The organism is Streptomyces litchfieldiae (assembly GCF_031845365.1).
Taxonomy (GTDB): Bacteria; Actinomycetota; Actinomycetes; order Streptomycetales; family Streptomycetaceae; genus Streptomyces; species Streptomyces litchfieldiae.
The window spans coordinates 55,888-73,509 of the sequence record NZ_JAVREL010000022.1; the positions used below are offsets into that span (position 1 = coordinate 55,888).

The 17,622-nt window shown below is 74.1% G+C and carries 14 protein-coding genes; 4 read left to right on the forward strand and 10 right to left on the reverse strand.

The features are described 5' to 3' along the window. Nucleotides 1-72: 72 nt before the first annotated feature. Nucleotides 73-1,200, reverse strand: a complete 1,128-nt coding sequence (locus RM590_RS29115; RefSeq protein WP_311707737.1) for a ferrochelatase — start codon at nucleotides 1,198-1,200, stop codon at nucleotides 73-75. Between the two features lie 518 nt (nucleotides 1,201-1,718). On the opposite strand from RM590_RS29115, the gene sepH reads away from it, so the two are divergent. Beyond that, complete coding sequence (gene sepH, locus RM590_RS29120; protein WP_311707738.1) at nucleotides 1,719-2,732, forward strand: septation protein SepH; 1,014 nt, start codon at nucleotides 1,719-1,721, stop codon at nucleotides 2,730-2,732. 17 nt (nucleotides 2,733-2,749) lie between these two features. On the opposite strand, the gene RM590_RS29125 is transcribed toward sepH, so the two are convergent. After that, nucleotides 2,750-3,589: a sulfurtransferase gene (locus tag RM590_RS29125; RefSeq protein WP_394813997.1), complete on the reverse strand. Its 840-nt coding sequence runs from the start codon at nucleotides 3,587-3,589 to the stop codon at nucleotides 2,750-2,752. 139 nt (nucleotides 3,590-3,728) lie between these two features. Here RM590_RS29125 and RM590_RS29130 point away from each other — a divergent pair, with 139 nt between their 5' ends. Then, complete coding sequence (locus tag RM590_RS29130; protein ID WP_311707739.1) at nucleotides 3,729-4,457, forward strand: VOC family protein; 729 nt, start codon at nucleotides 3,729-3,731, stop codon at nucleotides 4,455-4,457. A gap of 22 nt (nucleotides 4,458-4,479) precedes the next feature. On the opposite strand, the gene RM590_RS29135 is transcribed toward RM590_RS29130, so the two are convergent. From RM590_RS29135 to RM590_RS29150, 4 genes are read right to left on the reverse strand one after another with little or no spacing between them, the layout of a single operon-like run. After that, the gene (locus RM590_RS29135; protein ID WP_311707740.1) at nucleotides 4,480-5,160 is read right to left on the reverse strand and encodes a thymidine kinase; all 681 of its coding nucleotides are present in this window, start codon (nucleotides 5,158-5,160) and stop codon (nucleotides 4,480-4,482) included. A 42-nt stretch (nucleotides 5,161-5,202) separates the two neighbouring features. Next, nucleotides 5,203-6,396 carry an alkaline phosphatase family protein gene (locus RM590_RS29140; RefSeq protein WP_311707741.1) on the reverse strand — a complete coding sequence of 398 codons (1,194 nt, stop codon included), beginning with the start codon at nucleotides 6,394-6,396 and terminating at the stop codon, nucleotides 5,203-5,205. A 53-nt stretch (nucleotides 6,397-6,449) separates the two neighbouring features. After that, nucleotides 6,450-7,037 carry a DUF5998 family protein gene (locus RM590_RS29145; RefSeq protein ID WP_311707742.1) on the reverse strand — a complete coding sequence of 196 codons (588 nt, stop codon included), beginning with the start codon at nucleotides 7,035-7,037 and terminating at the stop codon, nucleotides 6,450-6,452. 48 nt (nucleotides 7,038-7,085) lie between these two features. Beyond that, a complete protein-coding gene (locus RM590_RS29150; RefSeq protein ID WP_311707743.1) occupies nucleotides 7,086-9,785 on the reverse strand; it encodes a bifunctional acetate--CoA ligase family protein/GNAT family N-acetyltransferase in 2,700 nt (899 codons plus the stop codon). A 98-nt stretch (nucleotides 9,786-9,883) separates the two neighbouring features. On the opposite strand from RM590_RS29150, the gene RM590_RS29155 reads away from it, so the two are divergent. After that, nucleotides 9,884-10,174, forward strand: coding sequence for an HPr family phosphocarrier protein (locus RM590_RS29155; RefSeq protein ID WP_311707744.1), 291 nt, complete (start codon nucleotides 9,884-9,886; stop codon nucleotides 10,172-10,174). 103 nt (nucleotides 10,175-10,277) lie between these two features. Here RM590_RS29155 and RM590_RS29160 read toward each other — a convergent pair whose 3' ends face one another. The 3 genes from RM590_RS29160 to RM590_RS29170 form a co-directional block, all read right to left on the reverse strand. After that, a complete protein-coding gene (locus RM590_RS29160; protein WP_311707745.1) occupies nucleotides 10,278-10,955 on the reverse strand; it encodes a GntR family transcriptional regulator in 678 nt (225 codons plus the stop codon). A 223-nt stretch (nucleotides 10,956-11,178) separates the two neighbouring features. Next, nucleotides 11,179-12,570 (reverse strand): M16 family metallopeptidase, encoded by a 1,392-nt coding sequence (locus RM590_RS29165; RefSeq protein WP_311707746.1) that lies wholly within the window; start codon nucleotides 12,568-12,570, stop codon nucleotides 11,179-11,181. Further along, the gene (locus RM590_RS29170) at nucleotides 12,567-13,928 is read right to left on the reverse strand and encodes a M16 family metallopeptidase (protein WP_311707747.1); all 1,362 of its coding nucleotides are present in this window, start codon (nucleotides 13,926-13,928) and stop codon (nucleotides 12,567-12,569) included. The genes RM590_RS29165 and RM590_RS29170 overlap by 4 nt, the downstream gene beginning before the upstream one ends. Before the next feature lie 147 nt (nucleotides 13,929-14,075). On the opposite strand from RM590_RS29170, the gene RM590_RS29175 reads away from it, so the two are divergent. Beyond that, nucleotides 14,076-16,529 (forward strand): DNA gyrase/topoisomerase IV subunit A, encoded by a 2,454-nt coding sequence (locus tag RM590_RS29175; RefSeq protein WP_311707748.1) that lies wholly within the window; start codon nucleotides 14,076-14,078, stop codon nucleotides 16,527-16,529. Here RM590_RS29175 and RM590_RS29180 read toward each other — a convergent pair whose 3' ends face one another. Continuing rightward, nucleotides 16,530-17,573 carry a CobW family GTP-binding protein gene (locus RM590_RS29180; protein ID WP_311707749.1) on the reverse strand — a complete coding sequence of 348 codons (1,044 nt, stop codon included), beginning with the start codon at nucleotides 17,571-17,573 and terminating at the stop codon, nucleotides 16,530-16,532. Between the last annotated feature and the right edge of the window lie 49 nt (nucleotides 17,574-17,622).

A 17,622-nucleotide genomic window follows, 5' to 3' on the forward strand; every position in this document is an offset into this window, starting at 1 on the left:
GCTCCTTGTGCGGTGCGGGGAGGGCCGAGATCACCGTCTCCACCGTAGTGCCCGACCCCCGGCCGGATCCCGTCAGGCGTACGGGCTGTCGGCGCCCGCGGCGGCGGGCCGCTCCTGGCGGCCGGGGCAGCAGCCCACCGGGCACAGGTCGTGGCTGGGGCCGAGGGCGCCCAGCGCGCGGCGCCGCGGCGACTCGTCCCGCTCGGTGGCCGCGCGCTCCAGGACGAGGTCCCGCACGGCCGCCACGAAACGCGGATCCGCGCCGACGGTGGCCGACCGGACGGCGGGCAGGCCCAGCTCGTCGGCGGCGGTCAGCGCCTCGGTGTCCAGGTCGTAGAGCACCTCCATGTGGTCCGAGACGAAGCCGATGGGCACCATGACCACCGCCGGGGCGCCCTTGGCGCGCAGGTCCTTCAGGTGGTCGACGATGTCGGGCTCCAGCCACGGGATGTGCGGGGCGCCGCTGCGCGACTGGTAGACGAGCTCCCAGGGCCGGTCGGCGCCGGTGGCCTCGCGCACCGCGGCGACGACGGCACGGGCGGCGTCCAGGTGCTGGGCGACATAGGCGCCTCCGGCGCCGTGCGCGGCCGGCGGCCCGGAGGTGTCGGCGGCGGCGTCCGGGATGGAGTGGGTGCAGAACGCCAGGTGCGCGCCGTCCCGCACGTCGGCGGGCAGCCGGTCCAGCGCGGCGAGCACGCCGTCGGTCATCGTCTCCAGGAAGCCGGGGTGGTTGAAGTAGTGCCGGAGCTTGTCCACGCGCGGCAGGTCCAGCCCCTCGCGCTTCAGGGCGGCCAGCGCGCCGGCCAGGTCCTCGCGGTACTGGCGGCAGCCGGAGTAGGACGCGTAGGCGCTGGTGGCCAGGACCAGGATCCGGCGGCGGCCGTCGCGCACCATCTCCCGCAGGGTGTCGGTGACATAGGGCGCCCAGTTGCGGTTGCCCCAGTAGACGGGCAGGTCCAGCCCGCGCTCGGCGAAGTCGGCGCGGAGCGCGGCCAGCAGCGTGCGGTTCTGCTCGTTGATGGGGCTGACGCCGCCGAACAGGTGATAGTGCGCGCCCACTTCGGTCAGCCGTTCGCGCGGGATGCCGCGTCCGCGCGTGACGTTCTCCAGGAACGGGAGGACGTCGTCGGGACCCTCGGGGCCGCCGAAGGAGAGAAGCAGAAGGGCGTCGTACGGGTTCGGATTGAGCGCGCGGTCCATGTCCGTAGATCCTGCCATCCGGCACCGGGCGACCGACGGGTACCGCCCCGGGTCACTCTCTCCCGTCCGGCCACGAATTCTTTGCCCAAGGTTCCGCCATTCGCCACGCCGCGCACGCTCTTCGCACGACTCGCACGCAAGTCCGGCACGGGGCGCGGAGATAGCTCCCGCTCTGGGGTCTTCTGTGACTGTTGTCCCCCTTGGGAGGGGCGACGCGCGCGGCCAACTCCCTTGCCCGGCGAAAACTTCCGCGGCGCGGCGCCCCACCCGGGTGGCCCTAATGGAGTAGTGTGAAATCCCTGGCCTTGGCCCTCTGGTGGCGCACGTGCGCACAATTCGCTCGCGTTGGTCACCACTCGTGGCAAAGTGGTGACTGTGCCATAACGGCGGCTCAAGACCATGGCCCGACACGCCGGGCAAGTCGGCAAGGTTGTGGCAGGCTGCGCCCGGGCAAGTCACACTCGTCTAGCGGGAGCAGCGACGTACGTGACGTCGGCAGGCACCACCGGGAGGTCCTCGTGCCCGAACTGCGTGTCGTGGCCGTGAGCAATGACGGCACACGCCTGGTGCTCAAGGCTGCCGACAACACGGAGTACACCCTGCCCATCGACGAGCGGCTGCGTGCCGCCGTGCGCAACGACAGGGCCCGGCTCGGCCAGATCGAGATCGAGGTGGAGAACCACCTGCGGCCGCGCGACATCCAGGCCCGCATACGAGCCGGGGCCACCGCGGAAGAGGTGGCGCAGTTCGCCGGGATCCCCGTGGAGCGCGTGCGCCGCTTCGAGGGTCCGGTGCTGGCCGAGCGGGCGTTCATGGCCGAGCGGGCGCGCAAGACGCCCGTGCGGCGGCCCGGCGAGACGGCCGGTCCGCAGCTCGGGGACGCGGTGGCCGAGCGGCTGCTGCTGCGCGGCGCGGACAAGGACGCGGTGCGCTGGGATTCCTGGCGGCGGGACGACGGCACCTGGGAGGTGCTGCTGGTCTACCGGGTCGCCGGTGAGACGCACTCGGCGAGCTGGACGTACGACCCGCCGCGCCGCCTGGTCCAGGCGGTGGACGACGAGGCGCGGGCCCTGCTGGGCGAGACGGACGACACGCCGGAGCCCAGCACGCCGTTCGTGCCGCGGATCGCGCGGCTGCCGCGCGACGGCGAGCGGGCGGACCGGGCACCGGCGCCCCGTTCTGCCTCGGACGGCGAGACGGACTCGCTGACCAGCCTGCTGGAGGCCGTGCCCAGCTTCCGGGGCGATCTGATCGTTCCCGAGCAGCCCGGACCGCCGGCGGCGTCCGCCGGCCCCGTGGAGGAGCAGGAGGACGACGACGCGGCGGCCCGGGGCGGTCCGGCCCCGGCGGCCAGCGCGGGGTCCACGTACGCGGACGTGCTGATGCCGCGCTCGGTGGGCGGCCACCGCGAGCGGCTGACGGGCAGCACGGACCGGCAGGCCGAGGCGGACGGCGTCCGGCCGGGGCGCCGGGCGGCCGTGCCGAGCTGGGACGAGATCGTCTTCGGCACCCGGCGCAAGAAGAAGGACTAGCCGGCCGGCTCCCGGGCTCAGCCCGGCTCCGGGCCCTGGGCGACCGGGCGCCCGGGGTCGGCGGTCCACTCGCTCCAGGAGCCGGGGTAGAGCGCCGCCTCGACCCCGGCCACGGCCAGGGCCAGCACCTCGTGCGCCGCGGACACGCCCGAGCCGCAGTAGACGCCGACCTCCGCCCCCGGCACCGCGCCCAGTCGGGAGAACCGGTCCGCCAGCTCCGCCGGGGGGCGCAGCCGGCCGTCGGGGGCCACGTTCTCGGTGGTGGGCGCGGACAACGCGCCCGGGATGTGCCCGCCGACGGGGTCGATCGGCTCCTCGTCGCCGCGGTACCGCGCCTCCGCCCGGGCGTCCAGCAGCACACCGCTGCGCGCCAGCCGGGCCGCGCCGTCGGCGTCCAGGACCGGCAGCCCGCCGGGCAGGGGAACGAAGTCGCCCTCGGCGGGCCGGGGTTCCTCGGTGGTCAGCTCGCCCTCCCACGCGGCGAGCCCGCCGTCCAGCACCCGCACCCGCCGGTGCCCGCCCCAGCGCAGCAGCCACCACGCACGGGCGGCGGCCCAGCCCTGGCCGCCGTCGTACACCACCACCGGACGTCCGTGCGATACCCCGGCCCGGCGCATCGCGGTGCCGAAGATCTCCGGGTCCGGCAGCGGGTGCCGCCCGCCGCTCCCGGGCGGCCCGGCGAGCTCGGTCTCCAGGTCCACATAGACGGCGCCGGGCAGATGACCCGCCGCGTACTGGGGGCGGCCGGGCGGGCCGCCGAGCTGCCAGCGCACGTCCAGCAGAACGGGCCGCTCGGCCGGCGGCGCGCCGGGGCCGAGTGCGGAGGCGAGTTCGGGTCCCGAGATCATTGCTGTCATGGGCCCATTCTCCCCGGCACACCGGGGGAGACTCGTGAGGGCGAGCAACGGCAGTGGCGCGATGGTCTGAGGAGAGAAGAGAAGGATGACCGAAGCAGCGAGTCCGCCAGTTTCCGGAACACATCGCTGGGTGAGTCTGATGGTGCACGACCTGGCCGCTAGCCAGGAGTTCTATCACGAGCTGTTCGGCTGGGAGTTCGAGGAGGGTCCGTCTCAACTGGGCCCCTATGTGCGGGCGCTGCGGGACGGGTACCCGGTGGCGGGACTCGGTGAGATCGCGCAGGGTGTGCGGCGTCCGGTGGCGTGGCTGCCCTATATCGCCACGCGGGACGCCGACGCGACGGCGGCCACGATCCGCGAGTGCGGAGGCACGGTGGCGGTCGGGCCGCTGGACGTCGAGCAGGTGGGGCGGCTGGCCATCGCCGCCGACCCGACCGGGGCCGCGTTCGGCCTCTGGGAGGGCGGACCGCGCCGGCGGGGGCCGTTCACCGGCGGCACGGGGGCCGCGGACTGGAACGAGCTGATCACGGTCGAGACCTCGGCCGTCAGCAAGTTCTATTCGCTGGTCTTCGGATACGAGGCCATGCCGGAGCCGGCGCTTCCCGAGGACGGCGACTATCTGACGCTGCGTCTCCAGGGGCGTCCGGTCGCCGGGATCCGCGGGGTGGGCCACGCCCTGCCGCACGACCGCGGCCCGCACTGGCTCACGTACTTCTCGGTGCCGGACGTGGAGGCAACGCTGAGCCGCATCGGGGCGCTGGGCGGGCGGCAGCTCGGCGAGCCGGAGGACTCCCCCTTCGGCCGCTGGGCGGCGGTGGCCGACCGCGAGGGCGCGCCGTTCGCCGTGATCCACCCGGCCAAGCGCTGATCCGGCCGGTCCCCCGGCGGGCCTAGCTCTGTCGCCGGGGGACCGGAACGGGCTGGGGGACGCCGTCGGCGGGGAGCACGTCGGGGGACAGTGCCCCGGCGCCCGCCGCGGCGGCCGTCAGCCGACGGCGGTGGTGACGGCGGCACAGCACCTCGTAGCCGACCTCGTCGCCCGCGCCCACGTCGCCGACCACCACCTGCGCGCCCTCGACCACCATCCGGCCGCCGACGGTCCGGGCGTTGTGCGTGGCCCGGGCGCCGCACCAGCACAGCGCCTCGACCTGGAGCACCTCGACCCGGTCGGCCAGCTCGATCAGCCGCTGGGATCCGGGGAAGAGCCGGGTCCTGAAGTCGGTGGTGATGCCGAAGGCGAAGACGTCGATGCCCAGGTCGTCCACGACGCGCGCGAGCTGGTCGACCTGCTCCGGGGAGAGAAACTGCGCCTCGTCGGCGATGACGTAGTCCACCCGCGCGCCCGCGGTGAGGTACTTGACCAGGTGGGCGTGGAAGTCGAAGTCCTCGTCGGCCTCGACGGCGTGGGTCACCAGGCCGAGCCGGGAGGAGAGCCGGCCCTCGCCCGCCCGGTCGTTGCGGGTGAAGATCAGGCCGGTGAGGCCCCGGGCCGAGCGGTTGTGCTGGATCTGCAGGGCGAGCGTGCTCTTGCCGCAGTCCATGGTGCCGGAGAAGAAGGCGAGTTCGGCCAAGGTAACGGAACTCCAGGTCGGTGCGAGGGCTTCGGGGGTGCGTCAGGTGCGTACTTCGAGGAGCGGGACCAACTGCTCGGCGGGCGTCACCGATCCGTGCATGCCGATCAGGGCGGACTCCCCCGGCTCGCTGACGCTGGCGATCACGCTGGCCACACCCGTCATCGCCACCACGACGTCGCCGACGCGGGAGGCCACGCGCGACTCGATGCCGGCGTCCGGCGGCCCGAACCAGCCGAGCTCCACGGCCTCGTCGCGGGTCACCACCCAGGCGTGGTCGGCCAGCACCTCGCGCCAGACGGCGTGCACGTCGGCCGCGGCGCCGGGCACCGCGTACAGGTGGCGGGCGCGGCCCTCGCCACCGAGCCGGGCCACGCCCGCCCGCAGCTCCCAGTCCTCGTCGAAGTCGAACCGGGCCTCGGGGGTCTCCGGCACGTCGACCATCCCGTGGTCGCCGGTGATGTACAGCGCCGAACGCGGCGGCAACTGCTCGGCCAGCCGTCGGGCCAGCCCGTCCACATAGCGCAACTCCTCGCGCCAGGCGGCCGAGGCCACCCCGAGCCGGTGGCCGATGGAGTCCAGCTCGGCGTAGTACGTGTAGACGAGGGCGCGGTCGGCGGACGCGAGCCGGCGCGCGGCCAGGTCCATGCGCTCCCCCGCGTCGAGCCGGCCGAGGAACGTGCCGCCGGACAGTGCGACCCGGGTCAGCGGGGTGCGCTCGAAGTGCGGGGCGGTGACCTGGGCGGCGGCCACGCCCGCGGCGTGGGCCCGCTGGAAGATCGTGGGATACGGCTGCCAGAGCCCCGGGTCGGTCCAGGGGTCCCAGCGGAGCTGGTTCATGATCTCGCCGGTCGCGGGATCGAGGACCTTGTAACCCGCCAGGCCGTGGGCGGCGGGCGCGAGGCCGGTGCCGACGGAGGCGAGCGAGGTCGCCGTGGTGGCGGGGAAACCGGCGGTGATGGGCTCGCCCGCGCCCGCCCTGGAGGTGTGCAGCAGCGAGGTGAGGAACGGGGCCTGCTCGGGGTGGGCGCGCAGCGCCTCCCAGCCGAGGCCGTCGACGAGGAAGAGACAGACGCGGTCGGCGGGCGGCAGGTGGAGCAAGGTGACCGGGGCCGGCACCCCGAGGCCCGCCGCCACGGCGGGCAGCACATCGGCGAGCGAGGCCGACCCGTAACGCGGCGCGGGCGCCTCGCGCGGATCGAGGGGCACGGGGTCCTGCGCCGGGGCTGGGGGCACCTGCCCGCCGCCGGGAGGCGCGCCCTGCGGCGACCCCCATGACCGGGGGTGCGTCACCTGCCGGCCACCGCCGTCGCCTCGGAGAGCGCCTGGGCGAACTCCAGCGTGCGGCGCACCGTTTCGGGTCCGTCGCCGGCCTCGCTGATCCGCAGGGAGAGGTCGTCGGCGGTGGTGGAGCCGGTGTAGCCGTGATCCGCCTCGCAGTTGGGATCGCCGCAGCCGGCGGGCTCCATGTCGATGCGGGAGACGGCGCCCCAGCCGATGGTGAGGACGACCTCCCGGGGCAGCGTGCCCGGCGTGTACGACTGGGGATCGGCGACGACGCGGCTGATCACCACCGAGGAGATGCGCGAGAGCTTCACCGACTCCGTGGAGGTGGTCGCGTACGGCGCCGGCGCGGAACTGTCCGCGGACTGCTCGTCGGTGTGGCTGACGATGAAACGCGTACCGGTCAGCACCAGAACCGTGGCATGCCGGCGTACCTCATTGCTGTCGAACGTCGTCTCCTGGTGAACCAGGAAGGAGACGACGGACTCCCGTCCCACGGCGGCCTCCACCGCCTCGGCGACCAGCGCCGGGTAGTAGCCGCTGCGCTCGATCGCCTCCCGCAGCCCCTGGGACGTCGTACCGGTCTTCGCCATGGGGCCATCTTACGGGGCCGCTCCGACACCGGAGGGGCCGTTCGGGGGTCAGTAGGCCGGGAGACGGCGCGGGCCCAGATCCGCGCGCGGCGGCGGGGGCGCCACGCGCACGGTCGCGGACAGGGCGGTCGCCCCGCGCGGGGCGACGACCACCGGTTCCAGCTCGACGGCCGCGATTTCGGGGTGGTCGTCGACCAGCCGCCCCAGGCGCAGCAGCAGTTCCTCCAGGGCCGCGGTGTCGACCGGCCGGGCGCCGCGCCAGCCGAAGAGCATGGGCGCGGCCCGGATCGACCGGACCAGCTCGACGGTGTCCCGGTCGGTGACCGGCAGGATCCGGTGGGCGACATCGTCCAGCAGCTCGGAGGGCGGCCCGGCCAGGCCGAAGGAGAGCACCGCGCCGATGGCGGGGTCCACGGTGGCGCGCACGACCGTGTCCACGCCGCGGGCCGCCATCGCCTGGACGACGGGGCGCAGCCCGGCCGGGTCGCCGAGCTGGCGGACCAGGTCGGCGTGGGCCCGGCGCAACTCGCCCTCGGTGGCCAGGCCCAGCCGGATGCCGCCCAGGTCAGGCCGGTGCCGCAGGTGGGGGGCCGTGGTCTTGAGCGCCACCGGGTAGCCGAGGCGCCCGGCGGCCGCGGCGGCGGTGTCCGCGTCGGGGGCGGGCAGCGCGGGCAGCACGGTGACGCCGTAGGCGGCCAGCAGCGCGCGGGCCGCCCCGGGGGCCAGGGTGACGGACGCGGGCCGGCCGGCCGCCGGGCCGACGCCGTCGGAGAGGAGCCGGGCGGCGGCCGGTTCGTCGATGTCGTCGAACTCCGGGACCCGGCCGGGCGCCGCGGCCCGGGCCCGCCACTCCGCGTGCCGGACGGCGTGCGCGAGGGCGCGGACGGCACGTTCGGCCGAGGGGTAGGCGGGGATGCCCCGGGCGCTGAGCGCGGCGGCGAGCCCCTCCAGGGCGAGGTGGGCGACGACCACGGGCTTGTCGCCCTTGGCGCCGGTGACCGCGGCGTGCAGCGCGTCGGTCAGGTCGGCCTCGGCCGGGGTCTCCTCGGCGACGGTGGGCACGGCGGTGACCACGACGGCATCGGTGCCCGGGTCGGCGAGGGCAGCGGCCAGCGCCCGCCGGTAGTCGTCCGGGCCGGCGGCCGGGCCGAGGTCGGCCACCGGGAGCGGGCTCAGCCGCTGGGCGCGGCAGGCGTCGTGGGCGACGAGCGCGAGCGCCTCGGCATTGCCGAGGACCGCGACGCGCGGGCCCGGGGGCAGCGGCTGGTGGGCGAGCAGCAGCCCGGTGTCGACGAGTTCGGTGGCGGTGCCGGCCTCGATCACCCCGGCCTGGCTCAGCAGCGCGGAGACCGTGGCTTCCGGGGTGCGGCCGACCGGGACGGCGTGGCCGTGCGGCGGCAGGCCGCCGCTGTGCCGGCCGCCGCGGACCACGACGACGGGCGTGCCGGCCGCGGCGGTGCGCCGGGCGAGCCTGGTGAACTTCCGCGGGTTGCCGACGGATTCCAGGTACATCAGCACCACGCCGGTGGCCGGGTCCTCGTCCCAGTACTGGAGGGCGTCGTTCCCGGAGAGGTCGGCGCGGTTGCCGGCGGAGAGGAACGTGGACAGGCCCGCGCCACGGCGTTCCAGCTCGTTGAGCACGGCGATGCCGATGGCCGCGGACTGGGTGAACAGGCCGATCCGCCCGGCCGGGGGCAGGCGCGGCGCGGGGCTGGCGTTGAGCCGGACGCCGGGCGCGGTGTTCATCACGCCGAACGCGTTGGGCCCGATGAGACGCATGCCGTACGAGCGGGCGAGGCGCACCAGTTCGCGCTGCTCCTCGCGGGTGTGGCCGTCGGCCAGGACCACGAGGCCCTGCACGCCGTGCTCGCCGCAGTCGGCGATCGCCCCGGCGACGCGCGCGGCGGGGACGGCCAGGACGGCGAGGTCGACGGGGGCGCCGATGGCGCGCACGGAACGGTAGGCGGGCACCCCGTCGAGTTCGGCCTGCCCGGGCGGCAGGGCGGCGTTGACCGCGTACAGCTCGCCGGGGAAGCCGCCCGCGCGCAGTCCGGCGAGCACCGAGCGGCCGGTGCCGCCGGGGCGGCGGCCGACGCCGAGCACGGCGACGCTGCCGGGGGCGAGCAGCCGCTGCACGGACCGGGCCTCGGCCCGCTGCTCGCGGGCGCGCATCACGGCGAGGGACTCGGCGGTGGGCTCCAGGTCGAGCGTGAGGTGCACGGAACCGTCGGAGAAGCTGCGGCGCTGCGAGTAGCCGGCGTCCGTGAACACCTTGATCATCTTGCTGTTGGCGGGCAGCACTTCCGCCTCGAAGCGGCGGACCCCGCGCTCGCGGGCGACGGCCGCGATGTGTTCGAGCAGCGCGGACGCCAGGCCGCGGCCCTGGTGGGCGTCCTGGACCAGGAACGCGACCTCGGCCCGGTCGGCGGGCGCGGAGGCGGCGCGGCCCTCCTCGTCCACGCGGTCGTACCGCACGGTCGCCAGGAACTCGTCGCCCACGGTGGCCGCGAGCCCGACGCGGTCCACGTAGTCGTGATGGGTGAACCGGTGGACGTCGCGGTCGGAGAGCCGCGGGTAGGGGGCGAAGAAGCGGTAGTACTTCGACTGGTCGGAGACCCGCTCGTAGAAGCTGACCAGCCGGTCGGCGTCCGCCGGGGCGATGGGCCTGATGTGCGCGGTGCCGCCGTCGCGCAGCACCACGTCGGCTTCCCAGTGGGCCGGGTAGGGAGGCTGGGCGGGGGTCCGCATGGGTTCAGCGTACGGTTGAGCGTGTCCGGACGGGAGGCTCGGCGCCTGCCGTCCGCGGCCACCAGTTCATATCCCGTTCCAACCCGGAGGGCACCACCATGGCCGAGCGCCGCGTCTCCATCGGCTGGGCCGAAGGGCTGCACGCCCGTCCCGCCTCGATCTTCGTCCGTGCCGCGACGGCCGCCGGTGTGCCGGTGACCATCGCCAAGAAGGGCGGCACGCCCGTCAACGCCGCGTCCATGCTGGCCGTCCTGAGCCTGGGGGCGGAGGGCGGCGAGGAGATCGTCCTGTCGTCGCCGGCCGAGGACGTTCAGGCCGCGGAGGCGGCGCTGGACCGCCTGGCGAAGCTCGTTTCCGAAGGTCTTGAGGAGCTCCCGGAAACTGTGTGAAGAATCCACTCCGGACGGCCGGGAATTCCGGGCAGCAGAATTCCCGGCCTCGATTCCGACGGCGGAATTCCAGACGCTAATACTCAGGTGTATACGGCCGAGGTTAAATCTGGCCGCGCACTGTGTTTACGGCAGGTTTCGGGCTTCTCACAGCCACCGACCGGAACTGCCGGCGGGCCGGAACGGCCCGTTCGAGCTGGGCGGCGGCCAGCGCCCTGGCGCGCTCCGCGTCGCCCCGCGCGATGGCGTCCACCAGCGCGCCCCGCTCCTGCCACAGCACCACGGCGCGGGAGACCGGCTCCCCCGTGTACAGCCAGGTGATCTTGCGCCGCAACTGCACCAGCAGCGCGGTCAGTCCGGGGCTGCACGTCGCCTGGGCCACCGTCTCGTGGAACCAGTCGCCGAGGGAGCGCAGGTCCGCCTCCTGCCCCTGGCCTGCGCGCTGACGCCCGAGGCGGACGAGCCCGCGCAGCACCTTGAGGTGCGCCTCGGTGCGCCGCTGGGCCGCGCGCGCCGCGCCCAGCGGCTCCAACAGCGCCCTTATGTCCAGCAGATCGGCTGCCTCGCGGTCCCCGAGCTGGGCCACACAGGCACCGGCGTGCCGGCGTGAGACCACGAACCCCTCGGACTCCAGCGTCCGCAGCGCCTCGCGCACCGGCACCCGGGAGACCCCGTAGCGCTGGGCGAGCTGCTCCTCCGCCAGCCGGGCGCCCGGCGGCAGGACTCCGCTCACAATGTCGTCACGGATCGCCGTGCATACCGTGTGCGCGGAGATACGCATGAACAAACCCCCACAGCCAAGCCGGCGTCGCCCTGTCGCATTACTACCGGGTCACTGAACCGAACTGTATGGCAAAAACGCGGGAATGCCGATAGCGCCCCCCTAAAAGAGAGCGTTTTTCGGCCGTAAACCCGGAAGCCCTGCGGAGGTCGGGCGACAGATTCGGACATCGCGGCGGTGCCCCCGGGCGGCGGCCCGGGGGCACCGGCCGAGCGGTGCGCGGCTAGCCGCGCACCACCGTCACCTCGCCGATGCCGAGCTCCCGCACCGGGTCGGCGATCTGCTCGGCGTCGCCCACCAGAACGGTCACCAGCCGGTCGGCGGGGAACGCGCGCACCACGGCCGCGGTCGCCTCCACCGTCCCCGTCCCGGCCAGCCGGGCGTAGAGCTGCGCCTGGTAGTCGTCGGGCAGCTCCTCCTCCACCTGGTCGGCCAGGGTGCCGGCGACGGCCGCGGCGGTCTCGAAGCTCAACGGCGCCACGCCGACCAGGTATTGGACGGCGGCGTCGCGCTCCTCGTCGGTCAGGCCGCCCGCGGCGAGGTCGCGCAGGACCTGCCAGAGGTCCGCGAGCGCGGGGCCCGTCACATCGGTGGCCACCGAGCCGCGGATGCCCAGAAGCGCGGCGCCCGTGCCGTCCGCGCGGGAGCGCAGCACCTGGCTGAAGGCCCGGATGCCGTACGTGTAGCCCTTCTCCTCGCGCAGCACGCGGTCCAGGCGCGAGGTGATCGTGCCGCCCAGGCAGTACACGCCCAGCCGCCGGGCCGGGTAGACCGGGTCGTGCCGGTCGGGCCCGACCCGGCCGATGAGCAACTGCGTCTGGACCGCGCCGGGCCGGTCGACGATGACGACCCGGCCGGTGTCGTCCGCGCTGACCGGCGCCCACACCGGCTCGGCGGCGGCGGGGCCGGTCCAGGCGCCCAGGGTGTCCTTCAGCGCCGCGTCCAGGTCGATGCCGGTCAGGTCGCCGACGACGACGGCCGTGGCGGAGGCCGGCCGCACATGCGCCTGGTAGAACGCGCGCACCGCCGCCGCGTCGATGCGCTCGACGGTCTCCGCGGTGCCCTGCCGGGGCCGGGCCATCCGCGACTCGGCGGGGAACAGCGCGTCGTACAGCGCCATCGCGGCGCGGCGGCCGGGGTTGGCCAGCTCGTGCGGAATCTCGTCGAGGCGGTTGCGCACGAGCCGTTCGATCTCGCTGTCCTCGAACGCGGGGGCGCGCAGCGCGTCGGCAAGCAGGCCCAGCGCCTTCGCCAGGCGCGAGGCCGGGACTTCGAGCGAGACGCGCACGCCCGGGTGGTCGGCGTGCGCGTCCAGCGTGGCGCCGCAGCGCTCCAGCTCGGCGGCGAACTCCTCGGCGGTGTGCCGGTCGGTGCCCTCGGAGAACGCGCGGGCCATGATCGTGGCCACGCCCTCCTGGTCGGCCGGCTCGGCGGCGAGCGGCGCGGCCAGGTTGACCTCGACGGCGATGACGCGCTGGCCGGGGCGGTGGCTGCGCAGCAGGGTCAGCCCGTTGGGCAGGCTGCCGCGCTCGGGCGCGGGGAACGCCCAGGGCCTGGGCTTCCCGGCGGAGGGCTGGGCGTGCAACCGCATGGTGGGAGTGGTGGCGTCCGTCACTTGTCCGCCCCTTCGGTGTCGGCTTCGGTCTCGGCGTCGGAGTCCGCGTCCTCGGACTCCGGCGCGGTCGGCTCGTAGACGAGCACCGCGCGGTTGTCCGGGCGCAGCCGGGCGGCGGCGACCTCGCGGACCTCGTCCGGGGTGATCTCCAGGATGCGCCGCACGGCGGTGAAAGCGAGCTGGGGGTCGCCGAAGAGCACAGCGTACTTGCAGAGTTCGTCCGCGCGGCCGCCGACCGTCGCCAGCCGGTCCAGCCACTCGCGCTCCAACTGGGCCTGCGCGCGCTCCATCTCCTCGGCGGTGGGGCCCTCGGCGGCGAACCGCGCCAGCTCCTCGTCCACGGCCGCCTCGATCTCGGCGACCTCGGCGTCGCCGGAGGTCTTGACGTCCAGCCAGCCCATCGAGGGCGCGCCGGCCAGCCGCAGCAGCCCGAAGCTGGCGGCCACGGCGGTGCGGTCGCGCCGCACCAGCCGGTTGTGCAGACGGGAGGACTCGCCGCCGCCCAGGGCGGTGAGCGCCAGATCGGCGGCGTCGCCCTCGCGGGTGCCGTCGTGGGGCAGCCGATAGGCGGCCATCAGGGCGCGGGCCGGCACGTCCTCGCGGAGCAGCTCGCGCACCTCCTCGCCGATGACGTCCGGCAGGGTGCCGTCGCGCGGCGGGCGCTTGCCCTCGTGGGACGGGATGGAGCCGAAGTACTTCTCGACCCAGGCGAGGGTCTCGTCCGGGTCGATGTCGCCGACGACGGCCAGGACGGCGTTGTTGGGCGCGTAGTAGGTGCGGAAGAACTCCTGCGCATCGGCCAGCGAGGCGGCGTCCAGGTCGGCCATCGAGCCGATGGGGGTGTGGTGGTAGGGGTGGTCCTCGGGGAAGACCATCGCGGTCAGCTTCTCGAACGCCGTGCCGTAGGGGACGTTGTCGTAGCGCTGTCGACGCTCGTTCTTCACGACGTCGCGCTGGTTCTCCAGGGACTCCTCGTCCAGCGCGGACAGGAGCGTGCCCATCCGGTCGGCCTCCAGCCACAGGGCGAGCTCGAGCTGGTGCGCGGGCATGGTCTCGAAGTAGTTGGTCCGCTCGAAGCTGGTGGTGCCGTTGAGCGAGCCACCGGCGCTCTGGACCAGCTCGAAGTGGCCGTTGCCCTTCACTTGTTCCGAACCCTGGAACATGAGGTGCTCGAAAAGGTGTGCCAGTCCGGTGCGGCCCTTGACCTCGTGGCGGGAGCCGACGTCATACCAGAGGCAGACGGCGGCGACCGGCGTGAGGTCGTCCTCGGACAGCACGACGCGCAGCCCGTTGGCCAGCCTGTGCTCGGTCGCGGAGAGCCCGCCGACGGACTCGTGCGGGGTGGCCGTGTGGCCCATGGAATTGGGATCCCTTCGCTCGGACGGTCGAGATCTAAGTCACCTTATGCAAGGTGAGCCGGGCCGTGCGAAGTTCCTGGTTGTCGGCGGAGCGGTCCACAATGGTCGGCAGCAACCCGACCACCCGTACGAAGGAGCCCTGCCGCGATGGCCCGCCGCAGTACGAAGTCCCCGCCTCCCGAGGAGTTCGAGGAGCGCATCCTGGACATCGACGTCGTCGATGAGATGCAGGGCTCCTTCCTTGAGTACGCCTACTCGGTGATCTACTCCCGGGCGCTGCCGGACGCCCGGGACGGGATGAAGCCGGTGCACCGCCGCATCCTGTACCAGATGCACGACATGGGGCTGCGGCCGGACCGCGGCTACGTCAAGTGCGCCCGCGTCGTCGGCGAGGTGATGGGCAAGCTGCACCCGCACGGCGACACGGCGATCTACGACGCGCTGGTGCGCATGGCCCAGTCGTTCTCGATGCGGCTGCCCCTGGTCGACGGCCATGGGAACTTCGGCTCCCTGGGGAACGACGACCCGCCCGCCGCGATGCGGTACACCGAGTGCCGGTCGGCGCCGGCGGCCGGGCTGATGGTGGAGTCGATCGACGAGGACACGGTCGACTTCGCGCCCAACTACGACGGCAGCGAGCGCGAGCCGGTCGCGCTGCCCGCCGCCTATCCGAACCTCCTGGTGAACGGCTCCAGCGGCATCGCCGTCGGCATGGCGACGAACATGCCCCCGCACAACCTGGGCGAGGTCATCGCCGCCGCCCGGCATCTGATCCGGCATCCGGGCGCCGACTTGGCCACGCTGATGCGCTACGTTCCCGGGCCCGACCTGCCGACCGGGGGTCAGATCGTCGGCCTGGACGGCATCCGCGACGCGTACGAGAGCGGCCGTGGCACGTTCCGGATCCGGGCCACGGCGACGGTGGAGAAGGTCTCCGCGCGGCGCCGCGGACTGGTCGTCACCGAGCTGCCCTTCGCGGTCGGGCCGGAGAAGGTCATCGCGAAGATCAAGGACCTGGTCAACGCCAAGCGCCTGCAGGGCATCGCGGATGTGAAGGACCTGACCGACCGCGAGCACGGCCTGCGGCTGGTCATCGAGGTGAAGAACGGGTTCAACCCGGAGGCGGTGCTCGCCCAGCTCTACAAGTTGACGCCGATGGAGGAGACGTTCGGCATCAACAACGTCGCGCTGGTGGACGGCCAGCCGCTGACGATGGGTCTGAAGGAGCTGCTGGAGGTCTATGTCGACCACCGCTTCGAAGTGGTGCGGCGGCGCAGCGAGTTCCGGCGGGGGAAGCGGCGGGACCGGCTGCACCTGGTCGAGGGCCTGCTGGTCGCGCTGGTGGACATCGACGAGGTCATCCGCCTCATCCGGTCCAGCGAGAACGCGGCGCAGGCCAAGGAGGCGCTGATCGCCCGGTTCGGGCTGTCGGACATCCAGACCCAGTACATCCTGGACACGCCGCTGCGCAGGCTGACCAAGTTCGACCGGATCGAGCTGGAGAGTGAACGGGACCGGCTGACCGGGGAGATCGCCGAGCTGACCCGGATCCTGGAGTCCGACGCGGAGCTGCGGAAGCTGGTCTCGGCGGAGCTGGGCGAGGTCGCCAAGAAGTACGGCACCCCGCGCCGCACCCGGCTGACCGAGGCGGAGGGCGACCCCCGCGAAGTGGTGCCGCTGGAGGTCTCCGACGACCCCTGCCGGGTGCTGCTGTCCTCCACCGGGCTGCTGGCGCGCACGGCGGACGGGGACACGCCGTTCGAGGTGCGGGAGGGCGCCCGGCGGGCGAAGCACGACGTGGTCGTCTCGGCCGTGCCGTCCACCACCCGGGGCGAGGTGGGCGCGGTGACCTCGGCGGGCCGGCTGCTCCGGCTGGCCGTGGTGGACCTGCCGCAGCTACCGCTCGGCGGTTCGGCGCCGAGCCTGGCGGGCGGGGCGCAGATCGCCGAGTTCCTGTCGCTGGCGGCCGACGAGCGGGTGGTGTGCCTGACCTCGCTGGACGAGTCCTCGCCGGGGCTGGCCATCGGCACCGAGCAGGGCGTCGTGAAGCGGGTGGTGCCCGACTACCCGGCGAACAAGGAGGAGTTGGAGGTCATCTCGCTCAAGGAGGGCGACCGGATCATCGGCGCCGCCGAGCTGCACACCGGCGAGGAGGACCTGGTCTTCATCACCAGCGACGCGCACCTGCTGCGGTATCAGGCGTCGCAGGTCCGGCCGCAGGGCCGGCCGGCGGGCGGCATGGCGGGGGTCAAGCTGGCGCAGGGTGCCACGGTCGTGTCGTTCGCGGCGGTCGACCCGGCGGTGGACGCGGTGGTGTTCACCGTGGCCGGCGGCAGCGGCACGCTGGACGACTCGTTGGGAACGGCCAAGCTGACGCCGTTCGACCAGTATCCGCGCAAGGGGCGGGCCACCGGCGGGGTGCGCTGCCAGCGGTTCCTGAAGGGCGAGGACCGGCTGACGTTCGCCTGGGCCGGGGCGGCTCCGGCGCGCGCGGCCACGGCGTCGGGCGCCCCGATCCCGCTGCCGGAGCCGGACCCGCGCCGGGACGGCTCGGGCACGCCGCTGGCCAAGGCCGTCGCGGCGGTCGCCGGGCCGGTGTAGTCACCCGGCGCCGGGATCGGCGGGGTCGCCCGAGAGGCCGGGGCCGTCGGGCTCGCCCAGGTCGTCGGGGTCGTCCACGTAGCGCAGGACCTCCCACATGCCGTCGGCGTCGCCAGGCTCCGGCCCGGCGCAGGCGGTGAGCTCCTTGTGCACGGCCTCGGTGTCGATCCCGGCGCCGATCAGGACCAGTTCGGTGCCGCCGGAGGCGGGCGCGGGGTGGAACCGCAGGAAGCGGCCGACCGCGTGCAGCAGGAACCGCTCCGCGCCGAACGAGACATGGCCCTTGATCCGGTACAGCCCGGCCGGCCGGGTGTCCAGGAACCGCATCAGCCGGCGCGGGTCCAGCGGCTCGTCCGTGGTGAAGGCCACGGAGTCGTAGACCGTGTGGACATGCTGCGCCGGGTCGTCGTCCCCGGCGGCGAGCAGATCGGCGAACGACAACTGGCGGGCGCCCGGGCGGCCCTCCCGGGTGCCGTCCGGGTCGAACAGCAGCCGGGGATCGACACGGCCGTGCGCCACGGAGACAACGGGCGCGCCGCCGCCGAGCCGGCGCAGCTCCTCCTCCAGGGCGACACGGGTGGCGTCGTCGACACGGTCGGTCTTGTTCAGCACGAGGAGGTCGGCGACACCCGCGTGCCGGGTGAGCCGGTGCTCGGCGGCGTCGACGACCTGGACCAGGCCGCCGTAGACCACGCGCCGGTTCTCGCTGCCCAGGATCATCCGGATCAGGGCGGGCGGCTCGGCCAGCCCGCTGGCCTCCACCACGATGAGGTCGATGCCCGCGCCGGGGCGGGCCAGCCGGTCCAGGGCCAGGTCCAGGTCCTCGGTGTCCACGGCGCAGCACAGGCAGCCGTTGCCGAACGAGGCCATCGCGTCGACCTGGCCGGCCACCGTCATGGCATCGACCGGGATGCTGCCGAAGTCGTTGACGACGGCGCCGATGCGGACGCCGTCGCGGTTGCGGAGCAGGTGGTTGAGGAGGGTGGTCTTCCCCGCGCCCAGAAATCCGGCGAGGACGAGAACCGGGATCCGGCTGGCTGACATGCGTTCACGATAGTGGCAGCGCCGCGGCGTGCTGGAGGGCAGCAGCGCT

Bases quoted from the DNA above. Each gene is read 5' to 3' on its own strand.
- RM590_RS29160 (WP_311707745.1), bottom strand. From the start codon at position 10,955: ATGCGTATCTCCGCGCACACGGTATGCACGGCGATCCGTGACGACATT.
- RM590_RS29130 (WP_311707739.1), top strand. From the start codon at position 3,729: ATGGTGCACGACCTGGCCGCTAGCCAGGAGTTCTATCACGAGCTGTTC.
- RM590_RS29175 (WP_311707748.1), top strand. From the start codon at position 14,076: ATGGCCCGCCGCAGTACGAAGTCCCCGCCTCCCGAGGAGTTCGAGGAG.
- RM590_RS29145 (WP_311707742.1), bottom strand. From the start codon at position 7,037: ATGGCGAAGACCGGTACGACGTCCCAGGGGCTGCGGGAGGCGATCGAG.
- RM590_RS29170 (WP_311707747.1), bottom strand. From the start codon at position 13,928: ATGGGCCACACGGCCACCCCGCACGAGTCCGTCGGCGGGCTCTCCGCG.
- RM590_RS29180 (WP_311707749.1), bottom strand. From the start codon at position 17,573: ATGTCAGCCAGCCGGATCCCGGTTCTCGTCCTCGCCGGATTTCTGGGC.
- RM590_RS29155 (WP_311707744.1), top strand. From the start codon at position 9,884: ATGGCCGAGCGCCGCGTCTCCATCGGCTGGGCCGAAGGGCTGCACGCC.
- RM590_RS29115 (WP_311707737.1), bottom strand. From the start codon at position 1,200: ATGGACCGCGCGCTCAATCCGAACCCGTACGACGCCCTTCTGCTTCTC.
- RM590_RS29150 (WP_311707743.1), bottom strand. From the start codon at position 9,785: ATGCGGACCCCCGCCCAGCCTCCCTACCCGGCCCACTGGGAAGCCGAC.
- RM590_RS29125 (WP_394813997.1), bottom strand. From the start codon at position 3,589: ATGACAGCAATGATCTCGGGACCCGAACTCGCCTCCGCACTCGGCCCC.